Raw genomic sequence first — 12738 nt, forward strand, 5'->3', positions numbered from 1 at the left:
TGGAGTCATTTACTATTTTATGTATGACATATTTTAAAAAGTGAGGGTCAAGCATGTCTTATAAAGCATATCCATTCTTTAGAGATATATTAATAAATGAATGTATTTATTTTGCCTCTAAAAATAAAAAACTAGTACGTCTAAATTATAAAAGTGAAGCGTATGTAGGCGTTTGGACAGAAGAAAGTGTGGCCGTATCATTTTTAACAAGTCGTGATATTCCATTTGATAAAGTTGTAAAAATGGACGTTGATCGTTTTGCTACTTATGAATTAGATGAATTGTTTGATGAACAAGACCATATTATTATGAATCAAACAATGGAAGAAGAAGGGCATCTACTAAACGTTGTAGCTGTTACACAAGAAGTGATGACGGAATTAGATAAAATTAGAATCAAAGAATTTGTCCAAGATGTAGCGAAATATGATGAAGTATACGGCTTAACTAAAAAAGGAAGTAAGCAGTTTATTCTCATTAGTGAAAATGATAGCGACGAAAAAAAGCCGCATATTATGCCTGTATGGAGTATTAAAAACAGAGCGTTAAAAGTTCGAGATGAAGATTTTGAAGAGTGTGATTTAATTACGATTGAAGGTTCTGTTTTCGGAGAATGGCTAGATGAACTTAGAGATGATCATAAAGCCGTTGCGATAGATTTAAAAACTGGCGTGGTTGGTACAATTGTTTCAGCGCAAAAATTGTCTAATGAACTTACATTTTAATTGAATTGAGTTGTAAGTAATTAAGTGATAATAAATGGAACAATACGTATTCAAAACACGTAGACCATAAAATAAAAGGCCATTTATATAGCGTTTATTTAAAACAACGCTCATATAAATGGTCTTTTTCTATTTTCCTAAATATAATGCACCAATAGCACCTGAAAATGCGCCGTTTTCAACATAGTACGGTTTGCAACCGCGTAACACAGTATAATCTTCCACAACTTTGCGTAATAAAGCGTTATTATGAAATGAAGAACCGATATAAACGATATTTTCAGTTTTAAATTCTCGTGCAACAGTAATGGCCATTGTCGTAACAACTTCGCCAACGACACCAATAACGGCTGCTAATTTATTGCTAGGTGTAAAATCAGCATCTAAATGATGTAGTACATGGCCAAAATTAGCTGCTGTTAAATCACCGGGAATGGGTGGTTCGGTATCTTTATAAATATGTCTAACCTTTAAATCAATAGTGTTACGATCACCGTGTTGTGCCATGTCAGTTAACTGTTTATAATCAGTGATTTGACTTAGTAAATAACCGAGTCCTTGAATCATGCCACCACCTGTACCGATACCGCCTACACGACGTTGTGATTGACCGTCGAAATAATGTAGTGACGTACCGGTACCAACATTTGCAAAAATATAATCTGCTAAGTCATGGCCTTGCTCTTTTAATAAAATACCTAGTCCTTGAGATGCAGCATCAAACTCTACAAAAATTTGTGCAGGAATGTTGATGTTTTCAGCAATGACACCTGCATTACCTCCAGTTAAGCATAATTTTTCAATTTGCTGTTGGTTTAACCATTCCACAACTTGATCAATATTTTTAGTTAATTCAGTTTTAAAAGTACGTTGGTTATCTTGCTCTTGAACGATTTTAATTAGTGTACCGCCAGCGTCAATGCCAACTTTCATAAGATTCCCACCTCATTATTAATGTCTATCCTTAAATAATAGTATAGTAAAATGACTAAAAAACAAGTAATAATAGTAATTATTAACAAATTTGATGCCATTGTATTTCAACATTGTAAGCGTATCGCAATTAATGTATTACAAACGTGGACGTTAAGTTATATATATTATTTTCTAGGAATTTTGAAGTTGTATAGGATTGTTAGTTAGTGACGTAATATTAAAAGTAGTTCGTACGCAGTGTATTTGTAAGTCTTTGATTAAAATGATAAATAATGAGGAATAGCACATTAATTTTAAAATTTGCAAAAATATAAATAAGTAATTTATTTAACTTAGAGTAAATAATGGTATCGTAGTGAAATAATAGGTAAAATAATACGGGGATTCATGCTTCATATATAAAAAGATAGGGGTTAAATATATGGCTAAAGAACTTTGTTTTGAAGGTATCACTTTAAAAGCATTTGATGAACAATATCGTTCAGCAATTAATGATTTTGACTTGAATGAAAGACAACAAATATATTCATCTTTACCTAAAGAAGTTATTGATGATGCAATTAATGATGCTGATAGGATTGCTAACGTAGCAATAAACGACAAAAATGAAGTGGTGGGCTTTTTTGTATTACATCGTTACTATCAGCATGAAGGTTATGATACACCTGAAAATGTCGTTTATATTCGTTCATTATCGATTAATGAAAAATATCAAGGTTTTGGATATGGCACGAAAATAATGATGTCATTGCCACAATATGTTCAAGGTGTATTTCCTGATTTTAATCATCTATATCTAGTAGTAGATGCGGAAAATGACAATGCTTGGAACCTATACGAACGTGCTGGATTCATGCATACAGCAACTAAAGAAGAAGGGCCAATTGGCAAAGAACGACTATATTACTTGGACTTAGATTCAAAACATGTTTCGTCATTAAAGCTTGAAGAAGAAAGTCGTTCAGAAGTGACCAATGTACATATCATTAATTTAATGATTGATGGCCAAAAGGTTGGTTTTATCGCATTGGAGCAGATTGGTGAACGCATGAACATTGCTGCTATTGAAGTGGATAAATCATATCGCTTTAATGGTATTGGTTCAAGTGCGCTTCGACAATTGCCTACTTACTTAAGAAAAAACTATGACAACCTTAATGTGATTACGATGATTCTGTTTGGAGAGAATAATGATTTTAAACCATTATGTCTAAATAGTAATTTCGTTGAAATCGAACAAACTGATGACTATGTCGTTTTCGAAAAATATTTAAATTACTAACAGTGATTGCGAAATATGATATTGTCATTTATAATTTAGTTTTGTTACTATATATAAATGAATTCAGACGTATAAATTTAGATTATATCCTTCGAAAGGAAGTATTGGGCAATGAAAATTCAAGATTATACAAAACAAATGGTTGATGAAAAATCATTTATTGATATGGCTTATACATTATTGAATGATAAAGGTGAAACAATGAACTTATATGATATCATCGATGAATTTAGAGCATTAGGTGATTATGAGTATGAGGAAATTGAAACTCGTGTTGTACAATTTTACACAGATTTAAATACAGATGGACGTTTTTTAAATGTTGGTGAAAACTTATGGGGATTACGTGACTGGTACTCAGTAGATGATATCGAAGAGAAAATTGCACCAACAATTCAAAAATTTGATATTTTAGACGCCGATGATGAAGAAGATCAAAACTTAAAATTATTGGGTGGAGATGAAATGGATGATGATGACGATATTCCAGCTCAAACTGATGATCAAGAAGAATTAAATGATCCTGAAGATGAGCAAGTTGAAGAAGAAATCAATCATTCGGATATAGTCATTGAAGAAGATGAAGATGAACTAGATGAAGACGAAGAAGATTTTGAAGACGAAGAAGACTTCAAAGCATAATTTTTTGTTTGACTTTTAGTTGAAAGATGATAAAATTTTATTCGGGCTCCTTTAAATAGGACACGTGTATAAAATTTATACGCTCCCCTTACAAAATTTGTGAGAGGGAGCGTTTTTTTATTTAATTGAGTAAATCAAGAAATGATAACGCAATAATCAAAGTTGTAAATGATATACATAGTGACATAGCAGTATGGAAACGGTAAGTAAACAGAATTTAATTTTGTCGAATTCGACAAATAAACAACTTGAATGAGCTTACTTTAATGTTATGTTTTACGTAATTTTTACAATTGATGAAGAAGCATTCCCTTTAATAATTAGGAGGTCAAGACATGACAAAATTTATTTTTGTAACAGGTGGCGTAGTTTCATCATTAGGGAAGGGTATTACAGCATCTTCTCTAGGTAGATTATTAAAAGATAGAGGTCTAAATGTAACAATTCAAAAATTCGATCCATACTTAAATGTTGACCCAGGTACAATGAGTCCTTATCAACATGGTGAAGTATTCGTAACGGATGATGGTGCAGAAACTGACCTAGACTTAGGACATTACGAAAGATTTATTGATATTAATTTAAACAAGTTTTCGAATGTAACAGCCGGTAAAGTGTATTCACACGTATTGAAAAAAGAACGTCGTGGTGATTACTTAGGCGGAACAGTTCAAGTTATTCCGCATATCACAAATGAAATTAAAGAACGTTTATTACTTGCAGGGGAAAGTACGAATGCAGACGTTGTTATCACTGAAATTGGCGGTACAACAGGTGATATTGAGTCATTACCGTTTATTGAAGCGATTCGTCAAATTCGTAGCGATTTAGGTAGAGAAAATGTTATGTATGTTCACTGTACATTACTGCCTTATATTAAAGCTGCTGGAGAAATGAAAACGAAGCCGACACAACATAGTGTTAAAGAATTACGAGGCTTAGGTATTCAACCAGACTTAATCGTTGTAAGAACTGAATATGAAATGACACAAGATTTAAAAGATAAAATTGCATTATTCTGTGACATTAATAAAGAAAGTGTTATTGAATGTCGTGATGCAGATTCTTTATACGAAATTCCGTTACAATTAAGCCAACAAAATATGGATGATATCGTTATTAAACGTTTACAATTAAACGCGAAATATGAAACACAGCTTGATGAATGGAAACAGTTGTTAGATATCGTTAATAATTTAGATGGTAAAATTACAATTGGTTTAGTTGGTAAGTATGTTAGCTTACAAGATGCATACTTATCTGTAGTTGAATCATTAAAACATGCCGGATATCCTTTCGCTAAAGATATTGATATTAGATGGATTGATTCAAGTGAAGCTACAGATGAAAATGCGGCCGAATACCTTGCAGATGTCGACGGTATTTTAGTACCAGGTGGATTTGGTTTCCGTGCAAGTGAAGGTAAAATTAGTGCAATTAAGTATGCTAGAGAAAACAATGTACCATTCTTTGGTATTTGTTTAGGAATGCAACTTGCAACAGTTGAATTTTCAAGAAACGTATTAGGCCTTGAAGGCGCACATTCAGCTGAATTAGACCCTGCAACACCATACCCAATTATAGATTTATTACCAGAACAAAAAGATATCGAAGATTTAGGTGGTACATTACGCTTAGGCTTATATCCATGTTCAATTAAAGAAGGCACATTGGCACAAGATGTTTATGGTAAAGCGGAAATTGAAGAAAGACATCGTCATCGTTATGAATTTAACAATGACTATAGAGAACAATTAGAAGCGAATGGTATGGTGATTTCTGGTACAAGTCCAGATGGACGTTTAGTAGAAATGGTAGAGATTCCGACAAATGATTTCTTTATTGCTTGTCAATTCCACCCAGAATTCTTATCTAGACCAAATCGTCCGCACCCGATTTTTAAATCATTTATTGAAGCTTCATTAAAATATCAACAAAATAAATAAATTTGCTAATAAAACCGGTACTTTCATTGTTTAACATTGAAAGTACCGGTTTTTCGTATAATTTTAATATTATGTTAGTGACAAGGTATTAAATAACAATAGTGACTTTTATAATTCTAAGTCTCTTGTCATTTCAATCATTTGTGTATAAATGTCATAGTATACATAATTCAATGCCATCGCATGTGGCTGGACAATCTTATCGTAATCTTCAGTATAGACTATAGGTCTTGGTGTAGATAAATCGATAAAATGTACGAGATGATCAGGGAAATCATCTGTTTTAGGTTTGTTGCTTATTAAGACCACATCGATATCTAAGTCGATAAGTTTTTGAATATCTAATGCAACTTGATCATTATAAAATGGTGCGAATAATAATACACGATCAGTTGAGTCAATTTCTTTAAAGTCTTTAATAGCGTCAAGTTTTCGGCTAGATTTTAAACGCTCATCACCATGTAGAATGAAACTTTCGAAAAACTGTAAATCATCATAACCTTTTACATAAACATAACCTTCGCCACCAATTGCTTGAATTAAACATTGGGCAGCCATTTGAATTTCTAAAGATTGTTTTTCTAGCCTATTAAAGATACCTATTAGTTGTGTGTTTAAGATTTTTGACATCTTTATCCTCCAATCTACTTATAAAATATTGTAATTAATGACTACATATTATGCAACGGCTTAAATTGTATAAAAATGTATACGTTTGCATTTAGTATAACTATCGCATTTTTCAAAAAATACACATTTAATCTGCAGTATTTCAATGCATTGACGCTATTTTTTTGATATAATTACTTTGAAAAATACGTGCGTAAGCACTCAAGGAGGAACTTTCATGCCTTTAGTTTCAATGAAAGAAATGTTAATTGATGCAAAAGAAAATGGTTATGCGGTAGGTCAATACAATATTAATAACCTAGAATTCACTCAAGCAATTTTAGAAGCGTCACAAGAAGAAAATGCACCTGTAATTTTAGGTGTTTCTGAAGGTGCTGCTCGATACATGAGCGGTTTCTACACAATTGTTAAAATGGTTGAAGGGTTAATGCATGACTTAAACATCACTATTCCTGTAGCAATCCATTTAGACCATGGTTCAAGCTTTGAAAAATGTAAAGAAGCTATCGATGCTGGTTTCACATCAGTAATGATCGATGCTTCACACAGCCCATTCGAAGAAAACGTAGCAACAACTAAAAAAGTTGTTGAATACGCTCATGAAAAAGGTGTTTCTGTAGAAGCTGAATTAGGTACTGTTGGCGGACAAGAAGATGATGTTGTAGCAGACGGCATCATTTATGCTGATCCTAAAGAATGTCAAGAACTAGTTGAAAAAACTGGTATCGATGCATTAGCGCCAGCATTAGGTTCAGTTCATGGTCCATACAAAGGTGAACCAAAATTAGGATTTAAAGAAATGGAAGAAATCGGTTTATCTACAGGTTTACCATTAGTATTACACGGTGGTACTGGTATCCCGACTAAAGATATCCAAAAAGCAATTCCATTTGGTACAGCTAAAATTAACGTAAACACTGAAAACCAAATCGCTTCAGCAAAAGCAGTTCGTGACGTTTTAAATAACGACAAAGAAGTTTACGATCCTCGTAAATACTTAGGACCTGCACGTGAAGCTATCAAAGAAACAGTTAAAGGTAAAATTAAAGAGTTCGGTACTTCAAACCGCGCTAAATAATTAATATTTAGTCTTTAAGTTATTAATAACGTAGGGATATTAATTTTAAAAGAAGCAGACAAAATGGTGTTTGCTTCTTTTTTATGTTGTATAAGTAATAAATAAAACAGTTTGATTTTAAAATGAAAGCGTAAAAATGGTAAAATATATCAAAATTGATTGTGATATAATTATAAGGAAAATGAGCAATTTATGAAAAAAGTTTACGTGCAAATCGTAGAATTAAAACTAAATAATTGTCAAAACAACGTCAATATTTAGTTGAATAATCAGACTTTAGACCATGGTCAAGTGGGGAAGAACAGCATATATTAGTAAAGGTGAATGATTTGTTATTAATCAATCGAAAATAGAAAGACAAGATTTTAACGATTAAAATAAACTATTTTACAAATAAAGTAAAATTAATTTATAATGCTAATAATGCAAAAAATTAAAAAGTAATGGACAAAGGAGATAAATGATATGGCTCAAGAGGTAATAAAAATAAGAGGTGGACGCACACTAAATGGGGAAGTTAATATCAGTGGCGCGAAAAACAGTGCTGTAGCTATCATTCCTGCAACATTATTAGCTCAAGGACATGTGAAATTAGAAGGGTTACCGCAAATCTCTGATGTTAAAACTTTAGTGAGTTTATTAGAAGATTTAAATATTAAGGCATCACTAAATGGTACGGAATTAGAAGTTGATACAACTGAAATACAAAATGCTGCATTACCAAATAATAAAGTTGAATCATTACGTGCTTCATACTATATGATGGGTGCCATGTTAGGTAGATTTAAAAAATGTGTGATTGGTTTACCGGGAGGATGTCCACTTGGGCCACGTCCAATTGATCAACATATTAAAGGATTTAAAGCTTTAGGTGCTGAAATTGATGAATCAAGTACGACATCAATGAAAATTGAAGCTAAAGAGTTAAAAGGTGCACATATTTTTCTAGATATGGTTAGTGTAGGTGCAACAATTAACATTATGCTAGCTGCAGTTTATGCAACAGGACAAACTGTAATTGAAAATGCTGCTAAAGAACCGGAAGTAGTTGATGTTGCTAACTTCTTAACAAGTATGGGAGCTAATATTAAGGGAGCGGGTACATCAACGATTAAAATCAATGGTGTCAAAGAATTACATGGTTCTGAGTATCAAGTTATACCTGATAGAATTGAAGCAGGCACATATATGTGTATCGCTGCAGCATGTGGAGAAAATGTTATATTAAATAATATTGTTCCGAAACATGTAGAAACATTAACTGCTAAATTTAGTGAATTAGGTGTGAATGTTGATGTAAGAGACGAAAGAATTCGCATCAATAATAATGCACCATATCAATTTGTTGATATTAAAACACTAGTATATCCAGGTTTTGCTACTGATTTGCAACAGCCAATAACACCATTATTATTTATGGCAAATGGTCCTTCATTTGTAACTGATACGATTTATCCGGAGCGTTTTAAACATGTTGAAGAATTAAAGCGCATGGGTGCAAATATTGAAGTTGACGAAGGCACAGCAACGATAAAACCATCAACATTACATGGTGCTGAAGTTTATGCTAGCGATTTAAGAGCAGGAGCTTGTTTAATTATTGCTGGTTTAATTGCTGAGGGTGTAACTACAATTTACAATGTTAAACATATTTATAGAGGTTATACAGATATTGTAGAACATTTAAAAGCTTTAGGTGCAGATATTTGGACGGAAACTGTATAGATTTATCTTGTTTTGTGGTATAATAATTATACTGATTATACTGATTAAAAAAGGGTGTTCGTTTACATTCTAAATTTATTGATGAGAGGTGAAGATGATGGAAGTATGTCCGTATCTCGAAGAAACTTTTAAAATACTTGGTAGAAGTTGGAATGGATTAATCATTAATTATCTCTCAAGATGTAATGACTGTTCAGCACACTTTTCCGATATGAAAAGAGATTTGAAAACAATAACGCCGCGTGCTTTAAGTCTTAAGTTGTCAGAGCTTGCACAATGGGAGTTAGTTGAGAAGCAAATCATTTCTACGAGTCCAGTACAAATTATTTATGTGCTAACTGAAAAAGGTAAAGCGTTAGCAGAGGCTTTACATCCAATTGAAGCATGGGCGCAATCATATGTCGATTTAACGGATCAACGTACTGCTAAATAATTACATGACGTTTAAACATAGCATTGATTATAACTATTTCTAAGTCTTCGCATTATTTGCGATGATGTAGGAATAGTTATTTTTATTTAAAAATATAAAAAAATTAGATGCAGCAAAATTTTAAAGCATTTTATTTTGAACATATTAAAAGGGAGCGTATCATAATGGAATGTAATGTTTATATCGTATGCATTACGGATAAATAATATATAAATCATTCTTGAGGAGTGAAAGAATAATGAGAGACTACACAAAGCAGTACATTAATGGCGAATGGGTAGAAAGTAATAGTAATGAAACGATAGAAGTTATAAATCCAGCAACCGAAGAAGTAATCGGGAAAGTTGCTAAAGGTAATAAAGTTGATGTTGATAAAGCCGTCGAGGCGGCAGACAATGTTTATTTAGAGTTCCGTCATACATCTGTGAAAGAAAGACAAGCATTATTAGATAAAATTGTAAAAGAATATGAAAACAGAAAAGACGATATTGTACAAGCTATTACGGATGAGTTAGGTGCTCCTTTATCATTATCTGAGCGTGTCCATTATCAAATGGGACTAAATCATTTTGTTGCAGCGAGAGACGCATTAGATAACTACGAATTTGAAGAACGCCGCGGAGATGATTTAGTTGTTAAAGAAGCTATCGGTGTATCTGGCTTAATTACACCGTGGAACTTCCCTACAAACCAAACATCATTAAAATTAGCAGCAGCATTTGCGGCTGGTAGTCCAGTTGTACTTAAACCATCTGAAGAAACACCATTTGCAGCTGTTATTTTAGCTGAGATTTTTGATAAAGTCGGTGTTCCTAAAGGTGTATTTAACCTTGTTAATGGTGATGGTGCTGGCGTTGGGAATCCTTTATCTGAACATCCTAAAGTACGCATGATGTCATTTACAGGATCAGGCCCTACTGGTTCTAAAATTATGGAAAAAGCTGCTAAAGACTTTAAAAAGGTATCATTAGAGCTTGGTGGCAAATCTCCATACATCGTCCTAGATGACGTAGATATTAAAGAAGCGGCTAAAGCAACAACAGGCAAAGTTGTTAATAATACTGGTCAAGTATGTACAGCTGGTACACGTGTTTTAGTGCCTAGCAAAATTAAAGATGCATTCTTAGCTGAATTAAAAGAACAATTTAGCCAAGTGCGTGTCGGTAATCCAAGAGAAGATGGTACACAAGTAGGCCCTATCATTAGTAAAAAACAATTTGATCAAGTACAAAATTATATTAATAAAGGTATTGAAGAAGGTGCTGAATTATTTTATGGTGGTCCTGGTAAACCAGAAGGACTTGAAAAAGGATACTTTGCACGTCCGACAATTTTTATTAATGTAGATAATCAAATGACGATAGCACAAGAAGAAATTTTTGGGCCAGTAATGTCAGTTATCACTTATAACGATTTAGATGAAGCGATTCAAATTGCAAATGATACAAAATATGGTTTGGCAGGATATGTTATTGGTAAGGACAAAGAAATATTGCATAAAGTAGCTCGTTCTATTGAAGCAGGTACAGTAGAAATAAACGAAGCAGGTAGAAAGCCAGACTTACCATTTGGTGGCTATAAACAATCTGGTTTAGGTCGTGAATGGGGCGATTATGGTATTGAAGAGTTCTTAGAAGTGAAATCTATAGCTGGCTATTTTAAATAAATTTGATTTTTGAATTAAAAATCGCAATAAAACAGTGCACATGACTAATTAAGTTTTGTGTACTGTTTTAATTTTGCAATTTTTATAAATAGATTTTGTAATTAAAATAAAAATTTGCTATAGTTATTCATGTATTTAAAAGGTTGGGGATTAGCATAATGGGATTGTGCTAGCACAGTTATTTATGCATTGTCATGCCTATCTATTACTTACTAACTAAAAAATAATGAAATGGGTGTAAACTATATGCCTGAAAGAGAACGTACATCTCCTCAGTATGAATCATTCCACGAACTGTACAAGAATTATACTACCAAGGAACTCACTCAAAAAGCTAAAACTCTTAAGTTGACGAACTATAGTAAATTAAATAAAAAAGAACTTGTTCTAGCTATTATGGAAGCACAAATGGAAAAAGATGGTAACTATTATATGGAAGGTATCTTAGATGATATACAACCAGATGGTTATGGTTTTTTAAGAACAGTGAACTATTCTAAAGGGGAAAAAGATATTTATATATCTGCTAGCCAAATTCGTCGTTTTGAAATTAAACGTGGGGATAAAGTAACTGGGAAAGTTAGAAAACCTAAAGATAACGAAAAATATTATGGCTTATTACAAGTTGACTTTGTTAATGACCATAACGCAGAAGAAGTGAAGAAACGTCCGCATTTCCAAGCTTTGACACCACTTTATCCAGATGAGCGTATTAAATTAGAGACAGAAACACAAAATTATTCAACGCGCATCATGGATTTAGTAACACCGATTGGTTTAGGTCAACGTGGTTTAATAGTGGCGCCACCTAAAGCAGGTAAAACATCGTTGTTAAAAGAGATAGCGAATGCAATCAGTACGAACAAACCAGATGCAAAGCTATTTATTTTGTTAGTTGGCGAGCGTCCTGAAGAGGTAACAGATTTAGAACGCTCAGTAGAAGCTGCTGAAGTCGTTCATTCAACGTTTGACGAACCACCAGAACACCATGTTAAAGTAGCTGAATTATTACTTGAACGTGCAAAGCGTTTAGTAGAAATTGGGGAAGATGTCATTATTTTAATGGATTCTATAACGAGATTAGCACGCGCTTATAACTTAGTTATTCCACCAAGTGGTCGTACATTATCAGGTGGTTTAGATCCTGCCTCTTTACACAAACCAAAAGCATTCTTCGGTGCAGCGAGAAATATTGAAGCAGGTGGAAGTTTAACAATACTTGCAACTGCATTAGTTGATACGGGTTCACGTATGGACGATATGATTTACGAAGAATTTAAAGGAACAGGTAACATGGAGTTACATTTAGATCGTAAATTGTCTGAACGTCGTATCTTCCCTGCAATTGATATTGGCAGAAGTTCAACGCGTAAAGAAGAATTGTTGATAAGTAAATCTGAATTAGACACATTATGGCAATTAAGAAATCTATTCACTGACTCAACAGACTTTACTGAAAGATTTATTCGCAAACTTAAAAAGTCTAAGAATAATGAAGATTTCTTCAAGCAGCTACAAAAGTCTGCAGAAGAAAGTACTAAAACGGGTCGACCTATAATTTAATAAACATTATATAGGGGCTTGCGTTTTGAATTAATTACCTTTATAATTACACAGTATTGGGTAAAAACTCACAAATAACTCTGTTCCAGATGGTTCAGGGCAAAGGAGCTGA

11 protein-coding genes are annotated in these 12738 nt (G+C 33.0%); 9 read left to right on the plus strand and 2 right to left on the minus strand.

The genetic code is table 11. From position 1 onward, the window contains the following. Nucleotides 1–53 precede the first annotated feature (53 nt). Nucleotides 54–725 (plus strand): DUF2750 domain-containing protein, encoded by a 672-nt coding sequence (locus tag JV528_RS07490; protein ID WP_000120549.1) that lies wholly within the window; start codon nucleotides 54–56, stop codon nucleotides 723–725. 129 nt (nucleotides 726–854) lie between these two features. Here JV528_RS07490 and coaW read toward each other — a convergent pair whose 3' ends face one another. After that, nucleotides 855–1658 carry a type II pantothenate kinase gene (coaW, locus tag JV528_RS07495; RefSeq protein WP_000862728.1) on the minus strand — a complete coding sequence of 268 codons (804 nt, stop codon included), beginning with the start codon at nucleotides 1656–1658 and terminating at the stop codon, nucleotides 855–857. A 424-nt stretch (nucleotides 1659–2082) separates the two neighbouring features. Between coaW and JV528_RS07500 the strand changes: the two genes are divergently transcribed. From JV528_RS07500 to JV528_RS07510, 3 genes are all read left to right on the plus strand, one after another. Continuing rightward, nucleotides 2083–2943 (plus strand): GNAT family N-acetyltransferase, encoded by an 861-nt coding sequence (locus tag JV528_RS07500; protein WP_001040736.1) that lies wholly within the window; start codon nucleotides 2083–2085, stop codon nucleotides 2941–2943. A gap of 111 nt (nucleotides 2944–3054) precedes the next feature. Further along, nucleotides 3055–3585, plus strand: a complete 531-nt coding sequence (gene rpoE / locus JV528_RS07505) for a DNA-directed RNA polymerase subunit delta (RefSeq protein ID WP_204177635.1) — start codon at nucleotides 3055–3057, stop codon at nucleotides 3583–3585. Between the two features lie 335 nt (nucleotides 3586–3920). After that, nucleotides 3921–5531 (plus strand): CTP synthase, encoded by a 1611-nt coding sequence (locus JV528_RS07510; protein ID WP_204177634.1) that lies wholly within the window; start codon nucleotides 3921–3923, stop codon nucleotides 5529–5531. A 108-nt stretch (nucleotides 5532–5639) separates the two neighbouring features. Here the strand turns inward: JV528_RS07510 and JV528_RS07515 are convergent, their stop codons facing one another. Then, nucleotides 5640–6161 carry a DUF2529 domain-containing protein gene (locus tag JV528_RS07515; RefSeq protein ID WP_000034998.1) on the minus strand — a complete coding sequence of 174 codons (522 nt, stop codon included), beginning with the start codon at nucleotides 6159–6161 and terminating at the stop codon, nucleotides 5640–5642. 217 nt (nucleotides 6162–6378) lie between these two features. Here JV528_RS07515 and fdaB point away from each other — a divergent pair, with 217 nt between their 5' ends. The 5 genes from fdaB to rho all read left to right on the plus strand — a co-directional run bounded on the left by fdaB (nucleotide 6379) and on the right by rho (nucleotide 12626). After that, complete coding sequence (gene fdaB / locus JV528_RS07520) at nucleotides 6379–7239, plus strand: class IIb fructose-bisphosphate aldolase FdaB (RefSeq protein WP_001131841.1); 861 nt, start codon at nucleotides 6379–6381, stop codon at nucleotides 7237–7239. 465 nt (nucleotides 7240–7704) lie between these two features. After that, entirely contained in the window at nucleotides 7705–8964 is a 1260-nt protein-coding gene (locus JV528_RS07525) for a UDP-N-acetylglucosamine 1-carboxyvinyltransferase (RefSeq protein ID WP_000046602.1), read from the plus strand. A 97-nt stretch (nucleotides 8965–9061) separates the two neighbouring features. Then, on the plus strand, nucleotides 9062–9397 hold the full coding sequence (locus tag JV528_RS07530) for a winged helix-turn-helix transcriptional regulator (protein WP_000451438.1): 336 nt from the start codon (nucleotides 9062–9064) through the stop codon (nucleotides 9395–9397). 238 nt (nucleotides 9398–9635) lie between these two features. Further along, nucleotides 9636–11063, plus strand: coding sequence for an aldehyde dehydrogenase family protein (locus JV528_RS07535; protein WP_065315760.1), 1428 nt, complete (start codon nucleotides 9636–9638; stop codon nucleotides 11061–11063). Between the two features lie 246 nt (nucleotides 11064–11309). After that, on the plus strand, nucleotides 11310–12626 hold the full coding sequence (gene rho, locus JV528_RS07540) for a transcription termination factor Rho (protein ID WP_001115100.1): 1317 nt from the start codon (nucleotides 11310–11312) through the stop codon (nucleotides 12624–12626). Nucleotides 12627–12738: the final 112 nt, after the last annotated feature.

Origin of the sequence: Staphylococcus sp. GDB20D11A, assembly GCF_016893255.1 — a bacterium.
Lineage (GTDB): Bacteria > Bacillota > Bacilli > Staphylococcales > Staphylococcaceae > Staphylococcus > Staphylococcus aureus.